This is a genomic window from Burkholderia sp. Ac-20353, assembly GCF_017104785.1.
In the GTDB taxonomy this organism is placed as follows: domain Bacteria; phylum Pseudomonadota; class Gammaproteobacteria; order Burkholderiales; family Burkholderiaceae; genus Burkholderia.
On record NZ_JAAGPL010000055.1, the window covers coordinates 20961 to 42433 of the forward strand.

22 protein-coding genes, 1 tRNA gene and 1 pseudogene are annotated in these 21473 nt (G+C 61.7%); 17 read left to right on the plus strand and 7 right to left on the minus strand.

The window, feature by feature from the left end:
- Positions 1-65: 65 nt before the first annotated feature.
- On the plus strand, positions 66-908 hold the full coding sequence (locus tag G3N94_RS17810) for a class I SAM-dependent methyltransferase (RefSeq protein WP_205793933.1): 843 nt from the start codon (positions 66-68) through the stop codon (positions 906-908).
- A gap of 16 nt (positions 909-924) precedes the next feature.
- On the opposite strand, the gene G3N94_RS17815 is transcribed toward G3N94_RS17810, so the two are convergent.
- The gene (locus tag G3N94_RS17815; RefSeq protein ID WP_205793934.1) at positions 925-1239 is read right to left on the minus strand and encodes a hypothetical protein; all 315 of its coding nucleotides are present in this window, start codon (positions 1237-1239) and stop codon (positions 925-927) included.
- A gap of 470 nt (positions 1240-1709) precedes the next feature.
- On the opposite strand from G3N94_RS17815, the gene G3N94_RS17820 reads away from it, so the two are divergent.
- The 8 genes from G3N94_RS17820 (at position 1710) to G3N94_RS17855 (ending at position 9026) form a co-directional block, all read left to right on the plus strand.
- Entirely contained in the window at positions 1710-1925 is a 216-nt protein-coding gene (locus G3N94_RS17820; RefSeq protein ID WP_205793935.1) for a hypothetical protein, read from the plus strand.
- A 76-nt stretch (positions 1926-2001) separates the two neighbouring features.
- Positions 2002-3342, plus strand: a complete 1341-nt coding sequence (locus tag G3N94_RS17825; RefSeq protein ID WP_205793936.1) for an AMP-binding protein — start codon at positions 2002-2004, stop codon at positions 3340-3342.
- Positions 3342-4100 carry an enoyl-CoA hydratase/isomerase family protein gene (locus G3N94_RS17830; RefSeq protein ID WP_205793937.1) on the plus strand — a complete coding sequence of 253 codons (759 nt, stop codon included), beginning with the start codon at positions 3342-3344 and terminating at the stop codon, positions 4098-4100. Before G3N94_RS17825 ends, G3N94_RS17830 begins: the two co-directional genes overlap by 1 nt.
- A gap of 2 nt (positions 4101-4102) precedes the next feature.
- A complete protein-coding gene (locus G3N94_RS17835) occupies positions 4103-4789 on the plus strand; it encodes an HAD family hydrolase (RefSeq protein ID WP_205793938.1) in 687 nt (228 codons plus the stop codon).
- Positions 4790-4836: 47 nt separating this feature from the next.
- Positions 4837-5958, plus strand: coding sequence for a branched-chain amino acid ABC transporter substrate-binding protein (locus tag G3N94_RS17840; protein ID WP_346778708.1), 1122 nt, complete (start codon positions 4837-4839; stop codon positions 5956-5958).
- Between the two features lie 209 nt (positions 5959-6167).
- Entirely contained in the window at positions 6168-6467 is a 300-nt protein-coding gene (locus G3N94_RS17845; RefSeq protein ID WP_241021913.1) for a hotdog domain-containing protein, read from the plus strand.
- A 52-nt stretch (positions 6468-6519) separates the two neighbouring features.
- Complete coding sequence (locus G3N94_RS17850; protein ID WP_205793941.1) at positions 6520-8358, plus strand: sigma 54-interacting transcriptional regulator; 1839 nt, start codon at positions 6520-6522, stop codon at positions 8356-8358.
- Positions 8359-8543: 185 nt separating this feature from the next.
- On the plus strand, positions 8544-9026 hold the full coding sequence (locus tag G3N94_RS17855) for a DUF4440 domain-containing protein (RefSeq protein WP_205793942.1): 483 nt from the start codon (positions 8544-8546) through the stop codon (positions 9024-9026).
- 28 nt (positions 9027-9054) lie between these two features.
- Here the strand turns inward: G3N94_RS17855 and G3N94_RS17860 are convergent.
- Positions 9055-9372 (minus strand): annotated as a pseudogene (locus G3N94_RS17860) (type VI immunity family protein); the annotation flags it as partial.
- 133 nt (positions 9373-9505) lie between these two features.
- Here G3N94_RS17860 and G3N94_RS17865 point away from each other — a divergent pair.
- Positions 9506-10450 (plus strand): MurR/RpiR family transcriptional regulator, encoded by a 945-nt coding sequence (locus G3N94_RS17865; RefSeq protein ID WP_205793943.1) that lies wholly within the window; start codon positions 9506-9508, stop codon positions 10448-10450.
- 167 nt (positions 10451-10617) lie between these two features.
- Here the strand turns inward: G3N94_RS17865 and G3N94_RS42420 are convergent, their stop codons facing one another.
- Both G3N94_RS42420 and G3N94_RS17875 read right to left on the minus strand, forming a co-directional pair.
- Positions 10618-11247 carry a hypothetical protein gene (locus tag G3N94_RS42420; RefSeq protein ID WP_241021914.1) on the minus strand — a complete coding sequence of 210 codons (630 nt, stop codon included), beginning with the start codon at positions 11245-11247 and terminating at the stop codon, positions 10618-10620.
- Between the two features lie 2 nt (positions 11248-11249).
- Complete coding sequence (locus G3N94_RS17875; RefSeq protein ID WP_205793944.1) at positions 11250-11528, minus strand: hypothetical protein; 279 nt, start codon at positions 11526-11528, stop codon at positions 11250-11252.
- A 27-nt stretch (positions 11529-11555) separates the two neighbouring features.
- Between G3N94_RS17875 and G3N94_RS17880 the strand changes: the two genes are divergently transcribed.
- From G3N94_RS17880 to G3N94_RS17910, 7 genes are all read left to right on the plus strand, one after another.
- A tRNA-Arg gene (locus G3N94_RS17880) sits at positions 11556-11654 on the plus strand.
- Complete coding sequence (locus G3N94_RS17885; RefSeq protein WP_241021917.1) at positions 11605-12429, plus strand: ATP-binding cassette domain-containing protein; 825 nt, start codon at positions 11605-11607, stop codon at positions 12427-12429. Before G3N94_RS17880 ends, G3N94_RS17885 begins: the two co-directional genes overlap by 50 nt.
- 128 nt (positions 12430-12557) lie before the next feature.
- A complete protein-coding gene (gene gsiB, locus G3N94_RS17890) occupies positions 12558-14120 on the plus strand; it encodes a glutathione ABC transporter substrate-binding protein GsiB (RefSeq protein WP_205793945.1) in 1563 nt (520 codons plus the stop codon).
- Positions 14121-14196: 76 nt separating this feature from the next.
- Positions 14197-15117, plus strand: coding sequence for a glutathione ABC transporter permease GsiC (gene gsiC, locus G3N94_RS17895; protein ID WP_205793946.1), 921 nt, complete (start codon positions 14197-14199; stop codon positions 15115-15117).
- A gap of 17 nt (positions 15118-15134) precedes the next feature.
- The gene (gene gsiD / locus G3N94_RS17900; RefSeq protein WP_205793947.1) at positions 15135-16028 is read left to right on the plus strand and encodes a glutathione ABC transporter permease GsiD; all 894 of its coding nucleotides are present in this window, start codon (positions 15135-15137) and stop codon (positions 16026-16028) included.
- Positions 16028-17131: a P1 family peptidase gene (locus G3N94_RS17905; RefSeq protein WP_205793948.1), complete on the plus strand. Its 1104-nt coding sequence runs from the start codon at positions 16028-16030 to the stop codon at positions 17129-17131. Before gsiD ends, G3N94_RS17905 begins: the two co-directional genes overlap by 1 nt.
- The gene (locus tag G3N94_RS17910; protein WP_205793949.1) at positions 17128-17955 is read left to right on the plus strand and encodes a M55 family metallopeptidase; all 828 of its coding nucleotides are present in this window, start codon (positions 17128-17130) and stop codon (positions 17953-17955) included. The genes G3N94_RS17905 and G3N94_RS17910 overlap by 4 nt, the downstream gene beginning before the upstream one ends.
- Positions 17956-18868: 913 nt before the next feature.
- On the opposite strand, the gene G3N94_RS17915 is transcribed toward G3N94_RS17910, so the two are convergent.
- The 3 genes from G3N94_RS17915 to G3N94_RS17925 all read right to left on the minus strand — a co-directional run bounded on the left by G3N94_RS17915 (position 18869) and on the right by G3N94_RS17925 (position 20940).
- On the minus strand, positions 18869-19630 hold the full coding sequence (locus G3N94_RS17915; protein WP_205793950.1) for a hypothetical protein: 762 nt from the start codon (positions 19628-19630) through the stop codon (positions 18869-18871).
- Positions 19631-19633: 3 nt separating this feature from the next.
- A complete protein-coding gene (locus G3N94_RS17920) occupies positions 19634-20155 on the minus strand; it encodes a PAAR domain-containing protein (protein ID WP_205793951.1) in 522 nt (173 codons plus the stop codon).
- Between the two features lie 65 nt (positions 20156-20220).
- Positions 20221-20940: a hypothetical protein gene (locus tag G3N94_RS17925; protein WP_205793952.1), complete on the minus strand. Its 720-nt coding sequence runs from the start codon at positions 20938-20940 to the stop codon at positions 20221-20223.
- Positions 20941-21473: the final 533 nt, after the last annotated feature.

Consider the following 21473-nt stretch of genomic DNA (forward strand, 5'->3'; position numbering starts at 1 on the left):
CTCAAGCCGGCTTGAGGTTGCACACTGGCGTATCGCCTTCAGAGGGCATACACGAGGAAACAGCGATGAACCACACACCGTCAGCGAATGTCGAGCAGGCCGCACTCTGGAACGGTCCATCCGGCCGCGCGTGGGTCGACACGCAGGCGGCGATAGACACGATGTTTCGGCCGTTCGCGGAGACGCTCGTCGAAGCGGCCGCCGCGACGCAGGCGCGGCACGTGCTCGATGTCGGCTGCGGCACGGGCGCCGTGACGGTGGCCATCGCGCGGCGGCTCGGGGCGGACGGCAGTTGCACCGGCATCGACGTGTCGGCGCCGATGCTCGACGCGGCGCGGGCACGCGCCGAACGCGACAGCGTGCGCGCCGACTTCATCCGCGCGGACGTGCAGACGCATGCGTTCGTTCCCGCGCAATTCGACCTGATCGTGTCGCGCCTGGGCGTGATGTTCTTCGACGATCCGGTTCGTGCGTTTTCGAACCTGCGGGGCGCGGCGGCGGATGGCGCGAGCCTGTGCGCGATCGCGTGGCGCAGTGCGGCGGACAACCCTTTCATGACGACCGCCGAGCGCGCTGCGGCGCCGCTGCTGCCGAACCTGCCGCCGCGCGTGCCGGGCACACCCGGACAGTTCGCGTTCGGCGACCGGGAGCGGGTCGCGTCGATCCTTGGCGCGAGCGGCTGGACCGGTGTCGACATCCGGCCGCTCGTCGTGTCGTGTGTGCTGCCCGCGCACGCGTTGACCGACTACGTGTCGCGGCTGGGGCCCGTCGGTCTCGCGCTGCGCGACGTGGATGACGAGACTCGCGTGCGCGTGGTCGAAACGGTCTGCGCGGCGTTCGAACCTTATGTCCACGGCGACGAAGTGCGTTTCGATGCCGCGTGCTGGATGATCGGCGCGCATAGATGAGTGGCAGCCCGCTGCGCTACGGCCCCCGCCGCGCGCGCAGCATCAGCCACGCGCATCCCGCCGCAACCATCGCGAGCCCGGCCAGCACGGCCTCGACGCCGAGCGCGACGCCGCCCGGCATATCGCCGGAATCCGGTTCCGGCGGCCGCGCCGTGAACATCGCGCCGGCGCCGCCAATCAGCAGCGCCGCACAGATGCACCAGTAAACCTTGCCGCGCCGTCCGGCCGCCCATATCCGCCACAGCGCGAGGCCGAGCCCCGCGAGATACAGCAGCGCAAACGTGCCGAGCGCGATGGTGTCGCCGACGAGATCGTGCGATCCGCCGCTCATCGCGCGTCTCCCCAACTGATCGCGGCCGCGCAGGCGGCCAGCGCATGCGCGTTCATTCCGCCTCCGTCGCGTGCAATCGTGGCGCGCGCCCGGATGTGGCGCGCATTGTGTGATGTTACCCGGTGAAAGATTTTCGAGGTGAGTCGACAATCCGACAGCGGATGGTTTTTTAACGACCGTAAAGAAATCTTACGTTCAATTCGGAAACGGTTCGGCGTTCACGACACGCGAGCCCGGCTGCAGGCCCGTCGAATAGCGATTTACGCAGGTTGGCACAGCCTTTGCGTAATTCGGGGTAGGTCCAGACGGAGGCATCCATGCTTGTACGGGGTAGCAGCGCAACTGTAACGAGGTCGAACGAGCGTTGTAATTGCTCCGCGCATTCGTCGGGTGATTCATCGCTATCGTGCGTGGACGTACTGTCTGCATCAGAGCTCTCTGCACTCATGGAATGTGCGTGCAGTGAGGCGATGCGCGATGTACTCGAGCCCGGACAAACGTCGGTGGGTGTCATCACGCACCTGTTGCGCGTCACGCAATCGCAACGAAAGCTGGAGATTCGGGGCACGGCGACGTTTCGGTCGCGCGACCGTGATCTCTACTGGTTCGACTTTGTTGCCACCGACAGAGGGAAGCCGATCGTGAGCGGAAGTCACGCCCGGATTGTCGTGCCGGCCACGCCCTGATCGCCTGGGTATCGATCTTGTTTCGACTGAACTCGGGTCATGGTTTTTATTTTAGATGTACTAAAGGAAGGTGAAAATGAACTTGGCGTCTCGTGCTGACAGTAATGCACTCTTTGACGATGCTTTCGAGACTTTGCCGCAATCGGAAGTGCGCAAGCATCAGGACAGGCTTTGGACGACGCAGTGGAACTATCTCCGGTCCATGTCTTCGTTCTATCGAACCAAGCTGTCCCGCTGGATCACCGACGAAGTCACGATTGACTCGTTGCAGGAGCTTCCGTTCACGGAAAAGGACGAGCTACGAATCAGCCAGGAAAATGCGTCGCCGTTCGGCGACTACGTTGCTTGCGGCGAGTCTCGCGTGGCGCGACTGCATCGTACGTCCGGTACAACCGGCCGCCCGTTGATTCTTGCGAACAGCGCGGCAGACGCGCAGCGGATTGCTCACGTTGGCGCCCGCTCGATGTGGGCCGCGGGACTGCGGCCCACCGACCGCGTGGTCCATTGTCTGAACTATTGCATGTGGACCGGCGGCTTCACTGACCACACGATCCTCGAGGCGACAGGCGCCACAGTGATCCCTTTCGGTGTCGGCAACACGAAGCTGCTGATCGACTCGATCGTCAACCTCGGGATCAACGCGATTTCGTGTACGCCTTCCTATCCGGGGCTCATCGAGCAGATCCTGCGGGAGTCGGGAGATCTGCGCCCCCGTGACCTGAAGCTGACGCTTGGTCTGTTTGGCGGTGAGGCCGGGTTGGACAACCCCGATCTGAGAAATGCGATGGAGGAGAAGTGGGGATTCAAAGTACGCAACGCGAACTTTGGTCTGTCGGAGGTGTTGAGTATTCTCGGCGGTCAAACGGACTGGACCCATGATCTGCTGTATCACGCGAGCGACGTTGTGTTCGCGGAGATCCTGGACCCCGTCACGCTCGAGCGCCTTCCGGTCGAGGAGGGAACCGTAGGTGAGCTTGTGTGCACGCACTTGCAGAAGGAATGCCAGCCTTTGGTCCGATATCGGACCCGAGACGTCGTTACGGTAACCGGCACCGACCCCGGTCCAGACGGGCGAACGGCCTGGCGTTTCCGCGTCACCGGTCGCACCGACGACATGTTCAACGTCCGGGGCATCAACGTTTTCCCGAGCGCGGTGCGTGTTGCCGTCGAATCCGTTCCGCAATGGGCGTCGGGAATCTTCCGGATCGTGCTGAAGGGCGATGGACCTTATGACCGCATCACGATGACGGTTGAAGCCGCCCAACGGTTGCCGATCACGCAGTGGGCCGAAGCAGCGGCGCAGGTCGAGGCGGCGGTTCGAAGCAAGGTCGGCTCGACCGCACAGGTCACGATCGTGCCGTTCGAGCATTTCCCCCGCACCGAAGGCAAGACCCGCTGGGTCGAAAAGGAGGCGTGATGAGCTACGCAATCGTCGAGAAGTCGGGCGCCGTGTCGACTGTCACGCTCAATCGGCCGGAACGCCTCAATGCGATCAGTGGCGATCTGCTGGACGATCTTCATCGGGCACTCGTCGAAGTCAATTCGGATGAAGGCTGCAAGGCTATCGTATTGACCGGTGCAGGTCGGGCGTTCTGCGCCGGGGATGATCTCAAGGAGTTCGGGAAACAGACGGAGAGTGACGCGAGCATTCGCAGCCATGTCGAGCGCATTCAACAGATCACGCGCGATCTCATGTTCAACGGGAAGCCGGTTGTCGGTGCAATTCACGGATTCGCTGTGGGCGGGGGCTTTGAATGGTTGCTCAACTGCGACCTCGTGGTCGCGTCCGAAGAGTTGGTCTGCTTCTTCCCGGAAATGGAGTGGGGGCAGTTTGTCACCGGAGGCGTCACGCATCTGTTGCCGAAAATTGTCGGCTACCAGCGGGCAATGGAACTCTGGCTGCTCGGTGAGCGACAGACTGCGCTTCAATTGCAGTCTCTCGGCCTGGTGAACCGTGTGGTCAACGGAGACGAGGTTGTTGCGACAGCGCACGCGCTTGCAGCCCGCGTCGCAGAGCGTTCGTCGTTTTCGGTGTCACGTCTCAAACGTCTGGTAACCGAAGAGCTTTCAACGGACCTTGCCCGTAGCCTCGAACTCGAGCAGCGGGCGACGGTTGCTGCATTCGCGACACCGGACGCTGCCGTGCGCGTACAAACTTTTGCAATGAGGAAATGAAAATGGATATCAAGGCGCTGACGTTCGATTATTTCGGGACTCTTGTCGATGTCGACAAGGGCGGCATGGCCGGCATCGCCGAGGTGATGCGCATCCTTGGTGTGGACGCTTCTCGTCCGATCTTCGAGATCTACCTCGAGTGGGACATGCGCAATGTTCGCCTGTACCGAGGCGGCGCGTACCGCAGCTACCGCGCTGTCGCCCAGGATGCGTTGACCAGCTGCTTCAACGACCTGTTCCCGAAGGCCCTCGATGGCCACGACGCCGAGAAGCTGACCGATACGCTGCTTACCCATCTGGTCGAAGAGTCGCCGCCGCACGCCGACGCAGTGAGCTTCCTCGAGTCGGTAACCACACGATACCCGTTGATGCCCATTACGAACATGGACAGTGATCTTTGGAAGCGCAGCCAGTTGGTGAGCTACTTCGAGCATGTCACGACTGCCGAGATGGCGAAGGCATACAAACCGTCGCAGCTCATCTTCAGTCTGGCGCTCGATCGCTTGGGGGTTGGCGCGCAGAACGTCCTGCATTGCTCGCTCGCAAGCTGGGCCGACATCGATGGCGCGAAGCCGCTCGGAATGAACGTCGCGTGGATCAATCGCAGCGGAGACAAGCTCGGGCCGTGGCAGCCTCGGCCGGATTTTGAATTCGAAACACTGTCGCCGGTTCGGGACATCTTGCGATAGCAGCAGCTCAACACTTCAGGGGAACCAGGATGAATCGCATCGCCTTGATGTATGCGGCAGCCACGATTGGACTGGGAATGACGGGCGCAACGTGGTGCGCCAATGCTGAAACGGTAGTGAAGATTGGCGCAGCGGGTCCGCTGACAGGGAGTTCTGCCCAAAGCGGCAAGGACGACGAGCGCGGAGTTCAGTTGGCCATCAACGAACTCAATGCGAAGAAGCTCGTCATCGGGGGGCAGCCGGTGCGATTTCAGCTGGTGTCGGTTGACGACCAGGGCGATCCGAAGATTGGCGTCAACGTCGCACAGAAGCTGGTGGACGACGGTGTCGTGGCGGTTATCGGACACTACAACTCCGGTGTGAGTATTCCGGCGGCCCGCATCTACAACGACGCGCACGTTGTCATGATCACCGGCGCGTCGTCCAACCCGCAACTGACAAAACTGGGGTACCCGTACGTGTTTCGTCTCGCGACGAATGACAACGTCATGGGCGGTCGAATGGCCGTTTATGCGTCGAAGGTCCTGCGCGCGCAGCGGGCAGCAGTCATCGATGACCGCACCGCGTATGGCGCGGGCGTAGCAGACGTGTTCGTCGATACGGCCCGGAAGAACGGATTGCAAGTCGTTTCGCGGCAATACAGCAGCGACAAGGCCACCGACTTCAAGGGTATCCTGACTCAGATCAAGGCGACAAATCCGCAGGTCGTTTTCTATGGTGGCTACTATGCCCAGGCCGCGCTGCTGGCGCGCCAGATGACGGATCTCGGTATTGACGCGGTCCTCGTTGGCGGCGATGGCATCTGTTCTCCCGAGTTCGCAAAGCTTTCGAACAACGTCCTCAATAACAGGATGTATTGTGCGCAGGGCGGTACGCCTCTTGATAGTCTGCCCGACGGAAAGCGTTTTCGTGAACGATTCAGGACTGCGTATGGCGCAAATGTAGACACGTATGCGCCGGCGTTCTATGCGGCGACGATCGTTGTCGTCGATGCGATGCGGAAGGCGAATTCAACGTCTCCCGACGCGTTCTCCAAGATTCTCCACCAGGACCCGTTCAACAGCATGCTCGGCCCGGTCAGGTTCGACCCGAACGGGGATTGGGTGGATGCGCCCGTGACCATGTACAGGCTCTCGGATGGCAACCTGACGCCTGTCGAACAGAAGTAGGCGGTCGCTGTTCTCCAATTTCGTACCGTCGTCATTTCGGGCCGCCGCAACGCGGCCCGCTTTTTCCTGGAAGCAATTCACGCGGAGATCATATGATTGGTGATGGAGCTATGGTGACCTTGAGTCGCCGCGTAGGAACGCAGGATCTTGCGTCAGCCTACGGAGATGGCACGGAAGAAAGGTATCCCGATGTCATGTCGACACCTGCGATGCTCGCGTTGATGGAGCGTGCGTGCGCGGAAATCATGCGAGGCGAACTCAACGAGGGACAGTTGTCGGTCGGGGTGAACACTCAACTGACCCATTCAGCGCCGACCCCGGTTGGCGTCGACGTGACGGCCACCGCTACGTTCAGGTCGATGGACGGAAACGTGTACGTGTTTGACGTTGTAGCCAACGATCCAAAGGGGCAAGTCGGGCGGGGCACGCATGCGCGGGCTGTTGTCGATCGAGCCGGAATCGAGAAGCGTGCTGCGTCGCGTAAGACGGTTCACGACGGGGAACCATGAATATTTTGCTGCTGGTAAGCTGGATCGGTCTGCCACAGTTTTGCGAACGATAATGGACGAGCAAAATCCCCGAGCCGCTGAACGGGCGTCTGACCTGAAGTCGGCGATTGATTCCGACTGTTGGCGTGACGCGCGGCGCACCGCAGCCCTTCGGTTCCGCACTTACGTGCTCGCCGTCAGCGACGACGCTGTCGCGTTGGAGTCTTCGTCGCCAGGCAGTGGCGAGGACCTGGCCGCGTGTTGCCGCATCGACATCGACAATCAGGATTGCGCCGGGATTCTTGACGCGGCCCGGCAAGTGCAGCCTGCCGACTGCGCGGCTTCCGTGGCTGTGCAACTGGCCGACAGGCAGCTCGAATGTGCCGTTGCGTCGGTCAACTGGGGGTCGTCCGAACTCTTCCTCATCGCTTTCCGGCGTCGAGAAAGTGAAGCGCAGCCATTGGACGATCTTATGGCGCTGCTGCGGGTTACATTCGGCGTCACGGTCAAGTCCTACTTCGACCTGATTGCACACCAGACGCTGGTTGAAGAGCAGAAGGCGATCATTGACCACATCGGCGACGGATTGATGGTGCTCGGTCGCGGCGGCGTAGTCCGGCACGCGAGTACGGTCGCCGGTCATATTCTCGGCATCGATCCCGTGAAGAGCATCGGAAAGCCGCTCGGCGACCTGATCGATTTCGAGCCCATCATCGCGCCGATATTTACCACGGGCGCAGGTTACGTGGATCGTGAGCTCATCATCGATTCGCCGGCCCGCCATCTGCATTTGATGGACACCGCGATCCCCATCAAGAACAGTTGCGGGCAGGTTGTGTCGGTCGTCAACACGTTCCGCGAGATCAAGCGCGTGCGCAAGATTGCCGGCAAGTATGCGGGCAACTATGCACGTTATACGTTCGAGAGCATCGTTGGCCAGAGCGAGAGTCTGCTTGCAGCCGTGAGTGCTGCGCGCAAGGCGGCGCGCGGATCTGCCAATCTGCTTCTGAGCGGCGAGAGCGGCGTGGGCAAGGAGGTTTTCGCTCAGGCCATCCACAATGCGAGTTCACGCAATGCTCAATCATTCATCGCAATCAACTGTGCTGCATTGCCGCATGACTTGATCGAGAGCGAACTGTTCGGTCATGCGCCTGGCAGCTTTACAGGGGCGACAAGGGATGGACGCCCGGGGAAATTCGAGTCGGCAGATGGCGGCACCGTGTTTCTCGACGAGATATCGGAACTCCCGATTGACGTTCAGGCCAAGCTGCTCAGGGTCCTGCAGGAGCGGGAAGTCACGAGGCTCGGCGATACTCGGGGAATTCCGATCGACGTCCGTATCATCTGTGCAAGCAACCGTGACCTCGCGGCAATGGTTGCCGCGAAGGAATTCCGGGAGGATTTGTACTATCGGTGCAATGTGATTGAAATCGCAATCCCGCCTCTGCGTTCGCGCCGGGAGGACATTACCGCAACCGCGAACTTCTTCCTGCGCAAGTATGCTGCGTTGCTCGACAAGCACATTTTCGGATTCAGCGAACAAGCTCTGGCGCAGATGAACGACTACGATTGGCCGGGGAACGTTCGGGAACTCGAGAACCTCGTGGAGCGGGTCGTCAACCTGAGCGATGACGAGGTCATTTGCGATGTGTCTGTACTCCTTCGTCCTCAGCGTGGTGCTTCCGGCGGCAAAGCAGATGGACCGCCCAAGGACCCGGGCGACAGTACCGAGTCGCGCGGCCACCAACAGGTGCAGCCCCTGAAAGACGTCGAGCGCGACGCGATCAGCCGTGCGCTTGCCGCGTGTCAATTTAATGTCACGCGTTGCGCCGCCGTGCTGGAGATATCCAAGCCAGCCCTTTACGCGAAGGTCAAGCGATACCGCATCAAACTCGAGCGCCCCATTCACTGACGCTCAGCGGCAGGGGTTAAGGTCATATGATCAAAAAGTCAGACCCCCAGTTGCAAACCAACCTATACTTTGCGGGAGTCGGCTGGCGCTCAAGCGCAATCGTTACGTGTGTTCAAAACAAAGTGCGACGAAGAGGCATTCGCCATGACAAATTCTCGTGAACACTTGACTGGAGACGTGCCGTCATGAAGCCGTCAATCATCGTGGTCTTTTCGCTCGCGCTCGCTGGATGCGCTGCGAACCCAGGCATGTCAAACAATGCGCCGGCATCGCGCACGGAAAGCTGCAAGGTCACGTCAGATCAAGAGATTGCGGGGTTGTTTGATCGGTGGAATCAGTCATTGCAAACCGGGGACCCCCACAAGGTGGTCGCCAACTATGCGGAGCGGTCGATTCTTCTTCCAACCGTATCCAACAAGCCGCGCTTGACAGCCGCTGACAAAGAGGACTACTTCCATCATTTTCTACAAGATGGTCCGTCTGGAAAGATTGACTTCCGCTTCATTGAACTGGGGTGCAATTCAGCCGTGGATGCCGGGCTTTACACGTTTACGTTCGCAAGGACTGGCGCGGTTGTGAAGGCTCGCTACACCTACACGTATCACTGGGATGGGGTGCAATGGCTGATTACAAGCCATCACTCGTCGGCCATGCCGGAGAAGAAATAACCGGTCGGCATGCCGAGCGCCGGCGGGCCGGCATCGCGCCCGCGCGAATAACTATTCCGGTGCCGTAATCGCCAATCGCAAACCAACTCGGAAGCAGCTCGGAGCGCAGGGCGGAGAGTCCACCGACGGCGTCGAGCATCGACTTGTCGATAGCCGTCAGCCAATCGATGGTTTTGATTTTCCCTTTGAGCTGGCGCGTTGCCAGATCGCCTGGCGCACCGCCATCGAGACCGGGCATCATCCACGAAATCCAATACTCGGTCGGTTCGTTTTCGTTGTCTGCCGTCGGCGACAGATCGACCGCAAAGCCAGCATGCCCGTGGGCCGCGCTGAGCTGCTTCGTGGCGCCAGCCGCACCTGCTTTGGCTCCCCGCGATCACCCCGCATCGGGGATTCCCTGAGTCGATGAAAATCTATTTTTTTCCTAATGTGGTGTGTGTAAGTTTACTTTCACTTTCATTTGCCCGACCGCCGTCGTGATGCCGACGCCGTCCTCGCCCGCCGTGTCCGATGCCGAACTGTCGATCGCCGCGTGCATCGCGGCGGCGATGCCGTCGCTGACGCCGATCCACCGACGGATGGGCGAGTACGTACTCGCCAATCCGTTCCGCGCGGCGACGATGCGGATCGACGAGCTCGCGCAGGCGGTCGGCGCGTCGATCGCGACCGCGAACCGCTTCGCGAAGGCGCTCGGCTTCGACGGCTATCCGGCGATGCGCGCTGCGCTCGTGCGCGGTTTCGAGGCGACGCTCGGGCCGGTCGAGCGGCTGCGTTCCGCGCAGGAGCACGAGGCCGGCGTGCGCGGCGCCGCCTGGATCGACGCGGTGTTCGACCAGGCAGTCGAGAACATTGAGGACACGCGCGCGCACCTCGACGCGGCGAACGTCGAGACGGCGGTCGAGGCGATCGTCGCGGCGCGGCGGGTGCTGATCCTCGGCGCCGGGTCGAGCGCGTTTCTCGCCGGCCTGATGGAGCACGGGTTGTCGGTCTGTCACGACAACGTGCAGTCGCTCGCGCTGCTCGGTGGCCCGTCGCATGCGGCGCGGCGCCTGTACACGGCCGGCGCGCGCGATCTGGTGATCGCGATTGCGTTTCCGCGCTATGTCGAGGATACGATCGAACTCGCGCGACGCACGGCCGCGCGCGGCGCGCAGGTGCTCGCGCTGACCGACGGACCGCATTCGCCGCTCGTGCCGATCGCGTCGCTGTCGCTGTTCGTGACCGCGAAGCGGCGTTTCGCGGCAACCTCGGAAGCGGCCGTGCTCGCGACGATCGAGGCGCTGATCGATGCGGTCGCGCTGCGCACGCACCGCTCCGCGAAGGCCGCGGCGGACATGACCGAATTCCTGTTGCCGTGGCTCACGCAGCCGCAGGCCGCGCTGTCGGCGACGAACCCTTCGTCTGATCGTTCGAGGAAGTCATGACTTCGAACCGAACTCCGTCCGCACTCGCGCTGCCCGAGCAGCGCGTGATTGCGGTCGACGACCTGTCGGTGACGTTCCACCGCGAGGGCGTGACGTTCGACGCGGTGCGCGGGGTGTCCTTCCACGTCGATCGCGGCGAGACGCTCGCGATCGTCGGCGAGTCGGGCTCAGGCAAATCGGTCACGTCGCTCGCGCTGATGCGGCTCGTCGAGCACGGCGGCGGCGTGCTCGCGGGCGGCCGGATCGCGCTGCGGCGGCGCAACGGCACGCAGCTCGACCTCGCGCAGGCGAGCGCCGCGACGATGCGCAGCGTGCGCGGCGCGGATATCGCGATGATCTTCCAGGAACCGATGACGTCGCTCAACCCGGTGTTCACGGTCGGCGACCAGATCAGCGAGGCGATCGCGCTGCACCAGTCGAAGTCCGCGTCCGACGCGCGCGCCGAGACGCTGCGGCTGCTCGATCTCGTGCGGATTCCGGAGGCGCGCCGCGTGTTCGCGCGCTATCCGCACCAGCTGTCGGGCGGGATGCGGCAGCGCGTGATGATCGCGATGGCGCTGTCGTGCCGGCCCGCACTGCTGATCGCCGACGAACCGACCACCGCGCTCGACGTGACGATCCAGGCGCAGATCCTGCAACTGATCCGCGGCCTGCAGGACGAGATGAACATGGGCGTGATCTTCATCACGCACGACATGGGCGTGGTTGCCGAGGTGGCCGACCGCGTGCTCGTGATGTATCGCGGCGAGAAGGTCGAGGAGGGCGAGTCGGAGCGGATCTTCGCGGCCCCCGTCCATCGCTATACGCGTGCGCTGCTGGCGGCGGTGCCGCGACTCGGCTCGATGCAAGGGACCGACTTGCCGGAGAAATTCGCGCTGCTGAAGATCGACGTGCCGGTGCCGGTGCCGGTGCCGGCGCCGGCGAATGATACGGCAGAGGCCGCATCACCGGCGGGCAGCGCGAACGGCGAGGCGGTCGCACCCGCACCCACGCTCGCAACGACGCCCGCACCCACGCTCGCACAGCCGCCCATCGATCCCGATGCCCCGCCGATCCTGCGCGTGCGCGACCTCGTCACGCGCTTCCCGGTGAAGAGCGGCCTGTTCGGCCGCGTCGCGCAATACGTGCACGCGGTCGAGCGCGTCAGCTTCGAACTGCGCGCGGGCGAGACGCTCGCGCTCGTCGGCGAATCCGGCTGCGGCAAATCGACGACCGGGCGCTCGCTGTTGCGCCTCGTCGAATCGCAAAGCGGCTCGATCGAATTCGACGGCCGCGACATCAGCACGCTGAAGGGGCACGACCTGCAGGCGCTGCGCCGCAATATCCAGTTCATCTTCCAGGATCCGTTCGCGTCGCTGAACCCGCGTCTCACGGTCGGCTTCTCGATCATGGAGCCGCTGCTCGTGCACGGCGTCGCGAGCGGCAAGGCCGCGCAGGAGCGGGTCGACTGGCTGCTCGACAAGGTCGGCCTGCCGGCGGAGGCCGCGCGCCGCTATCCGCACGAATTCTCGGGCGGCCAGCGCCAGCGGATCGCGATCGCGCGCGCGCTCGCGCTGAATCCGAAGGTCGTGATCGCCGACGAATCGGTGTCCGCGCTCGACGTGTCGGTGCAGGCGCAGATCGTCAACCTGATGCTCGACCTGCAGCGCGAGCTGGGCGTCGCGTACCTGTTCATCTCGCACGACATGGCGGTCGTCGAGCGCATCAGCCATCGGGTCGCGGTGATGTATCTCGGCCAGATCGTCGAGATCGGCCCGCGCCGCGCGGTGTTCGAAGCGCCGCAGCATCCGTACACGAAGAAGCTGATGAGCGCGGTGCCCGTCGCCGATCCCGCGCGTCGGCACGCGCCGCGCCAGCTCGCGGCGGACGAGATTCCAAGCCCGATCCGGGCGGCAGGCGACGAGCCGGTGGTGGCGCCGCTCGTCGCGGTCGGTCCCGATCACTTCGTCGCGACGCACCACGTCGGCGGCGCGTACTGACGCGCGAGGAGGCCGCGATGGACCGCAGTTGCGCGCGCGCCAGGAACAGACGGCTTTATCCCGAGCGGATGCAGTCATTCCGCGATTCCCACCACGCGTCACCGAACCATGCACAGGAGCCAGGCAACATGAACAAACCGCTTTCGTTCCCGATGTTCCGTCCGCGCACGCTGATCGTCGCGGGCGCGAGCGCGTTCGCGCTGGCGGCCGCGCTGCCCGCGTTCGCGCAGCAGACCGCGGTGATCGCAGTGGATCAGACGTTCACGACGATGGATCCGTATGACGCGAACGACACCGTGTCGCAGGCCGCCGCGAAATCGTTCTACGAAGGGTTGTTCGGCTTCGACAAGGACATGAAGCTCGTCAACGTGCTCGCGACCAGCTACGAAGCGTCGGCGGACGCGAAGGTCTATACGATCCATCTGCGCCACGGCGTCAAGTTCCACGACGGCACCGACTTCAACGCGGACGCGGTGAAGGTGAACTTCGACCGCGTGACCGATCCGGCGAACAAGCTGAAGCGCTACAACCTGTTCCGCGTGATCGAGAAGACCGAGGTTGTGGATCCGTATACGGTGAAGCTCACGCTGAGCGAGCCGTTCTCGGCGATCGTCAACACGCTCGCGCACCCGTCCGCGGTGATGATCTCGCCGGCCGCGCTGAAGAAGTGGGGGCACGACATCGCGCTGCATCCGGTCGGCACCGGGCCGTTCGAGTTCTTCGAGTGGAAGCAGACCGACGACATGAAGGTGAAGAAGTTCGCTGGCTACTGGAAGAAGGGCTATCCGAAGATCGACATGATCGACTGGAAGCCCGTGATCGACAACAACACGCGCGCCGCGCTGATGAAGGCCGGCCAGGCGGACATGGCGTTCCGCATTCCTTACGAGCAGGTTCCGGACCTGAAGGGCAATCCGAAGCTCGATGTGGTCGAGCGGCCGTCGATCGTCGTGCGCTATGTGTCGCTGAACATGCAGCAGAAACCGTTCGACAATCCTAAGGTGCGCCAGGCGCTGAACTACGCGATCAACAAGGAAGCACTCGCGAAGGTCGCGTTCTCGGGCTTCGCGTCGCCGTCGCCGGGCGTCGTGCCGCCGGGCGTCGATTTCGCGGCGAAGACGGGCCCGTGGCCATATGATCCGGCAAAGGCGCGCGCGCTGCTGAAGGAGGCCGGCTATCCGAACGGCTTCGAGTCGACGCTCTGGTCCGGCTATAACAACACGACGTCACAGAAGGTGATCCAGTTCCTGCAGCAGCAGCTCGCGCAGGTCGGCGTGAAGGTGCAGGTGCAGGCGCTCGAATCGGGCGAGCGCGTGTCGAAGGTCGAGAGCGCGCCGGACCCGGCGACTGCTCCGGTGCGGATGTTCTACATCGGCTGGTCCGCGTCGACCGGCGAGGCGAACTGGGCGCTGAATCCGCTGCTTGCTTCCGCGTCGATGCCGCCGAAGCTGTTCAACACTGCGTACTACAAGAACCCGGCCTTCGACGACGATCTCGCCAAGGCGCTCGAAACCGTCGACCGCACGAAGAAGGCCGAGCTTTACGAGGACGCGCAGAAGCGGGTCTGGGCCGATGCGCCGTGGATCTTCCTCGTGCGGGAGAACATCGTCTATGCGCGCAGCAAGCGTCTGCAGGGCGTCTACGTGATGCCGGACGCGTCGTTCAACATCGACGAGATCTCGATGAAGTAGGCGCGTTCACGCGCAACGCGGCACGCCGGCGCGGCCATTTGCACGCGCCGGCACGTCGCCACGATTCGGTGCTCTTATGCTGAATTTCATTGTCAAACGCCTGTTCGGACTGCTGCCCACGCTCGCGATCGTCGCGCTGCTGGTGTTCCTGTTCGTGCACCTGCTGCCGGGCGACCCGGCGCGGCTCGCGGCCGGGCCCGAGGCCGACGAGGCGACGGTTGCGCTCGTGCGTGCCGATCTCGGCCTCGACAAGCCGATGCCGACGCAGTTCACGAACTTCTTCGTGAAGCTCGCGCAGGGCGACTTCGGCAAGTCGACGCGCAGCAAGCGTCCCGTGTCGACCGAGATCGGCGAGCGCTTCATGCCGACGCTGCTGCTGACGATCGTCAGCATGGTGTGGGCGACGCTGTTCGGGATGGCGATCGGCATCGCGTCGGCGGTGTGGCGCAACCAGTGGCCGGATCGCGTCGGCATGACGCTCGCGGTGTCCGGCATTTCGTTTCCGGCGTTCGCGCTGGGCATGCTGCTGATGGAGATTTTCTCGGTGAAGCTCGGCTGGCTGCCGGTCGTGCCGGACGGCACGTGGAAGAGCTACGTGCTGCCGTCGCTGACGCTTGGCGCGGCGGTCGCGGCGGTGATGGCGCGCTTCACGCGCGCGTCGTTCGTCGAGGTGCTGAACGAGGATTTCGTGCGCACCGCGCGTGCGAAGGGCGTGCACGAGCCGATGGTCGTGCTCAAGCACTGCCTGCGCAACGCGATGATTCCCGTCGTCACGATGATGGGGCTGCAGTTCGGCTTCCTGCTCGGCGGCTCGATCGTCGTCGAGGCGGTATTCAACTGGCCGGGGCTCGGGCGCCTGCTCGTCGACGCGGTGACGATGCGCGACTATCCGGTGATCCAGGCGATCGTGCTGCTGTTCTCGCTCGAGTTCATCCTGATCAACCTGACCGTCGACGTGTTGTACGCGGTCATCAACCCGACCATCCGGTTCAAGTGAGAGTGAGTGAGGCCCGCATGAACTCGACTGTCCAGACCGCGGCGCCGGCCGCATCGACCGCGATCCGCACGCCCTGGCGCGAATTCTGGCGCAAGTTCCGCAAGCAGACGGTCGCGCTCGTCGCGGGCGGCTTCGTGCTGCTGCTCGTCGTGCTGGCGTTCGTCGGCCCGCATATCGTGCCGTTCGACCCGGAAAACTATTTCGACTACGACGCGCTGAACGCGGTGCCATCCGCCACGCACTGGTTCGGCGTCGATGCGCTCGGCCGCGACATCTTCAGCCGGATCGTCGCCGGCACGCGCATCTCGCTCGAGGCCGGCTTCTTCTCGGTCGCGCTCGGCGCGGTCATCGGCACGTTGTTCGGGCTGCTCGCGGGCTATTACGAAGGCTGGTGGGACCGCATTACGATGCGCGTCGCCGACGTGCTGTTCGCGTTTCCGGGGATCCTGCTCGCGATCGGCGTTGTCGCGATCCTCGGCAACGGGATGATCAACGTGATCTGCGCGGTCGCGATCTTCAGCATCCCGGCGTTCGCGCGGCTCGTGCGCGGCAATACGCTGGTGCTCAAGCACATGACTTACGTGGAGGCCGCGCGCAGCATCGGCGCGTCGGACTGGACGATCCTGATGCGGCACATCCTGCCTGGCACCGTGTCATCGATCGTCGTCTACTTCACGATGCGGATCGGCACGTCGATCATCACTGCCGCGAGCCTGTCGTTCCTCGGGCTCGGCGCGCAGCCGCCGACGCCGGAGTGGGGTGCGATGCTGAACGAGGCACGCGCGGACATGGTGAGCGCGCCGCACGTCGCGATCTTTCCGAGCCTTGCGATCTTCCTGACCGTGCTCGCGTTCAACCTGCTCGGCGACGGGCTGCGTGACGCGCTCGATCCTAAGCTGGAGCGCCGCTGATGACGACGGCAAAACTGTTCGGCGACGCATCGCGCGGCGGCGTGCTGCTGCCCGGCTCGTGTGGCCCATGCGGCACGATCGCCGACGTGCCGGGCGTGAGCGTCGGCCATTGCACGCTCGACGACGGTCCGATCCAGACCGGCGTGACCGTCGTGAAGCCGCATCAGGGCGATGTCTACCGCCACAAGGTGCCGGCCGGCGCAGCAGTGATCAACGGTTTCGGCAAGAGCGTCGGGCTCGTGCAGGTCGACGAGCTCGGCGTGATCGACACGCCGCTCGCGCTGACGAATACGTTCGGCGTCGGCACGGTGGCCAACGCGCAGATCCGCGCGGCGATTGCCGCGAATCCGTCGATCGGCCGCGACTGGCCGACCGTCAACCCGCTCGTGTTCGAATGCAACGACGGGTATCTGAACGACATCCAGGCGTTCGCGGTGACGGCGTCACACTACGACGCCGCGTGCGGGGCCGCCACGCGCGACGTCGTGCGCGGCGCGGTCGGCGCCGGACGCGGCATGTCGTGCTTCGATCTGAAGGGCGGGATCGGCTCCGCGTCGCGGGTCGCCGCGGCCGTCGGCCAGCCGTACACGGTCGGTGCGCTCGTGCTCGCGAACTTCGGCCGGCTGCCGATGCTGACGCTCGACGGTGTGCCGGTCGGGTGGATCGCCGCCGCACGCGCGGCCTCTGTGGCTTCTGCGGTTTCGGTGCCGCCGCCCGAGCAAGGCTCGATCATCATGCTGCTCGCGACCGACGCGCCGCTCGACGCGCGGCAACTGTCGCGGCTCGCGCGCCGTGCGGCGGCGGGGCTGGCGCGCACCGGTTCGGTCTACGGGCACGGCAGCGGCGACATCGCGCTTGCGTTCTCGACCGCGTACACGATCGCGCATGACGCCCGTTACGTCGCGCTGCCGGCGCTGCTGGCCGACGCCGAACTCGATCCGCTGTTCGCGGCCGCCGCCGACAGTGTCGAATATGCGATCGTCGATGCGCTGCTGCAGGCCGTCACAGTGACCGGACGCGACGGCCACGTGCGGCAGTCGCTGCGCGACGCGATTCCCGATTTCGATTGTCTGTTCAACGAAGGACCGCCGACTCATACATGAAGATCCTGATCTCGACCGACATCGAAGGGATCGCCGGCGTATTCGCGGTCGAGCAGACGCGTTCCGGTAATCCCGAATACGAGCGAGCGCGCCGCTGGATGACGGCCGAGGCGAATGCGGCGATCGAAGGGGCGTTCGCGGGCGGCGCACAGGCCGTCTGGGTCAACGATTCGCACGGAGGCTTCCGCAACCTGCTGCCGGACGGGCTCGATGCGCGGGCGCGCGTCGTGCTCGGCAAGCCGCGGACGCTCGGCATGATGGCGGGCCTCGAACAGCGGCCCGACCTCGTGTTCATGATCGGCTACCACGCGAAATCGCAGACGCGCGGCGTGCTCGCGCATACGATCAACAGCTTCGCGTTCACGCAGGTCTGGCTGAACGGTGTCGAGCTCGGCGAGGCGGGGCTTTACGGTGCGCTTGCGCGCGAATACGGCGCGCACGTCGCGCTGGCGTCCGGCGATGACGTGTTCGCCGAAGAGACGCAGCCGCTCTTTCCGGCTGCGCGTTTCGAAACGATCAAGACGGCGGGCGGCGCGTCGAGCGGCGACACGCTGACGCCCGCGGCCGCGTGCGCACGCATCGCGGCCGCCGCGCGCGAGACCGTCGAGCATGCGCTGGCCGCCGGCTGGCGCGCGGGCGAGCATCGGCCCGCGCCGGCAGTTTGTGCGCTGCGCGTGCAGACAGCCGCGCTCGCCGACCTGTTCTGCATGCTGCCGTCGTTGGAAAGGGTGGATGCGGTGACGCTGCGGTTTGATGCGCCGTCGGTCGAGCATGCGGTGCGTACGCTGAACGCCCTGTCGGCGATGTCGTTCATGTTGCGCTGATGCGTCTCGCGGACGCTGTGTACACCGTTCGCCCGCGCGGCGTCCGGTCAAAAAAATGCGCGCCTGCCAATTCGTCGGGCAGTCGCGCTTAAAGGCACTCGGGTCAAAAGCTTGCGCGTTCGCTGCCGGACGGCGGCGGGCGCGCTGAAGTAGATTGTTTCCTGTGTCGACGCAATTGTAACTACGGACAGGGGATAGCATAGGATATTGCGCATAACCCGCAAGGAAAATCTTGTTTAACGTTTGCGACGGCCGCAAGAGGCCTCTCTGGCGGCGCCGGACGATCTTTAGTGATATAGAAACAGGAGAGGGCGACCGAGACATTGCTTCACTTCCTCAACGGGCACGCACTGAGGGCCTACCCCTTCCGAATACTTGCCAGTCAATCGTGACAAGCAAGATGCGTTAGCCAGAGCTTGCTTGTAGATTTTTGAGTTTCGGGTTTTGGATAAATTTAACTCGCCAACCAAACCAAAGCCTCTTTCAAAAGAAGATTCTAAATCCCTATTTACATCAAGGGCGAACAAGTACTTGTCCCAGCAGGCTTTGTATTCTGGCGTCGCGTGAGGTGAGTCGCTATGAAGTGACATCTTGATTCGAAGTTTGATGTCGCCAACTATAAAAAAATACTCCGGTCTGGGAATCCACGCTATTGCATCGCCGTAGCCATGGAAGTATGCTTTGTCATAATGGCCCTCTAGAAATGCCTTTCTCCCTCTTTCCTCGGCTTGCTTCGCATTTTTAATATTCTCTCTGTTATTTATCCGTCTCTTATAGTGTTCGACCGTATGTTTTAACATCTCCCAATTACTTGTGATTTCCCCGGCGGAATTCGATGCGAATGCATTTGCGGGGGTGTGAAAAAATGTACAATTGGTAAGGAGGTAGGCAATGCAGAGTGATTTTATGGACATTATCTAGTCCTCCCTGGCTTGCCTTTTACAATCAGGGTGCCAACGCTATTTCCATCAGGCCCGCGGTGGCTGAGAAGTGCTTCATGAATCGTAGACCATTTGGTTAGGCTTAAAATGGTAACGCACCCTTCCGATACATTGCCTACGTGAACATACCTGCTATTATTCCCGTGAGAAATTGGAAACCACACTTGATGGTGGGACAATTTTGGATGCTCGATTTTATATTGATTGGTGTAATCCTTTTTGTGCGGGAAATCTGGTAGCAATATTGTGTAAGTTCCGGGAGAAATTGGAAAGAAGTCGCCTTTCCAGTTTGAGTTCATTGCCGCCTCAAAGTGAATTCCGTTGAGCACCCCGTTTGCCAATTGCTGTGGTAGGTATTCTTGTCTGGATATGGATTCCCATCTCGGTTCAAAGCGCCCATAGTTCATAACGAGTTCGGCGGGTTGCTGTTTGGGGGCTATCTTGCCAAGATATTCATTGGCATTGGCTTTCGACAGGAATGCGATATTGCCCTTAGATTCCCCCTCAAGTATCTTAAAATATGTCCGATCACCTTTACTCCCGATGAGCATAACCTTGCAATACTTGAAAAGCGATTTCCATTGCGCACGAGGAATGTCGTCTCTCCCAACAAGCAACCAACCGCTGTCGGTGTCAACCTTGTTGACATACCGAATTACGTCAGTCGAAACTCTCTGGTCACTCAGTCGAGTAGTATTTGTTGCGGCGTTACCTGACCATGCGAAGTTTGTCATCGTTCAATCTGCCTGTTCGTTCGGAAGCAGTTGATCCATATCTGGCTCGATCGTTAGTCTCTGTGTTTCAGCGGTGAAGACGCGATCTGTGCGTCCGTCCATATCCGTGATCCCACGAATGATCGTGCCGTCCTCTGTTGTAATTTTGTACGGCATTTCTGGAATTGGATTGCCATCCAAATCATGCACGATGAACTGTTCGTCGAAGCCGGACCCATTTGCGAAGGCAGTATGAGCGGATACCAAACTGGCTGGAGCCGTTCGCGCAATCAGTTCGGCGCCGCAGGTTGTTCTATGCCTTTCCGCAGCCATGGGCAGCGTGTTGTCGATGCAGTCGGCCATTCCTTCTGCAATTTTGAAAATGTGAGGCGGGCACTTCGGGCAGGTGACGGTATCGCCTAGACGTGCAATTGGACTGCCGTTCCATGTGTGAAATGGGCTCCCAGAAACGACGACGCCCCCATGAGACGTCATGTCTCCAACGACGCACTGTGCTCTGCCGGATAGGTTTGTACGGACTTCCATTACGGATTCTCCTTTTTCAATTGGAAATTTGCGCGCGTAGACAGTTGCGCCGCGCTCTGAAAGAGTCACGATTGGTTTTTGTCATTGATCTCCGCTTCGTTTTTGATAAATAAATCATCGAACAATGGGAGGGGAATAAATCTCCACTGTTTTTTGTTTAATTCATAAAATGCCAGCTCGTTATGTTGATGATCTCCCGAACGTGTTCCTGGAATTTTTTGAATTGCTTCGGTGACTAATTTCTCTCGCTGGAGGGTTGGGAGTGACTTGAATTCGTCGATTGAATCCTGCCAGCTGCTTGCTCCCGCAATATCGAGCAGGCGGGCATGCATTTCACTCGCCAACTTCGGAATCGCAAAATGGATTGAATTTTGTCCGTCATCTATGCGCGATCTTTCGATAATGCTGCATGCAGTAAACCTGCCAGATGGGCGTAGCAGGATGTGACCATTGTTGGCAATCCATGCAATCTGAAAGCTCACCGCTAGTTGATTGTTGTGGTCATTAATAAAATTTCCAACGTCAAAGCTCGTGCTAGGTAAAACTCGATAGAGCCTGGAGTCGCTCTGCTGCAGACGAGCGTCAATCATTGCGTCAAAAGGCGAAATGTATGCGCCAATGGCCTTGCCCCGATCGTCTTGTTCGCATACGACGGTTGCCCAGTTTTCATTGCCGGGTTTCGGCTCATTTCTACAGATCAGATACAAGTCTCGATCTGAATGGAGAGTTCGAGTGCGGTGCGCACAAGGTGACGGTGTGGAAAGGGCGGGTGTTTGGCTTGCCATAAGTGCTCCGGGAGCTGAGCACCTACAACTACTGCCTCTAGTGAATGACTAGCAGCAGGTTCTCAGCGGATGTGGACGTACATGGATTTCTCCAGACCCAATCGTGCACATTTGCTGGTGATGTGGATATGAGACGAATTCGAAATATCGTGCAGATACGTCGATAGTTGTACGAAATTCACTTCCGCACGAATTGCGTTGACATCAAGTCGTGCCGTACTGGGCGCGTAGGAGAACCCAGCGCCCCTCAGAGCGCCGCAGGCGTGGCATGTGTCAGGTGGATGAAGATGAAGACCCGGCGAAGACCTGGCGTCCCCGTTGGGCGCAATCTTGGGGATCCGTCAATCGGCGAAGGCTCTCAAGGAGTTCTACATCGACGTCGATATCGAGCATGCGCAGCCGGACCCGTAGTCCCGGGATCGGGTTGCTATCGACTAAACCGTGGACTACCGCAAACTCGAAGATGACCGAGAGGTCGAGTCGGACGTGAATGCCTGCCCACGCGCCGTGGGCCTTACAGGCTTTCAGTAAGA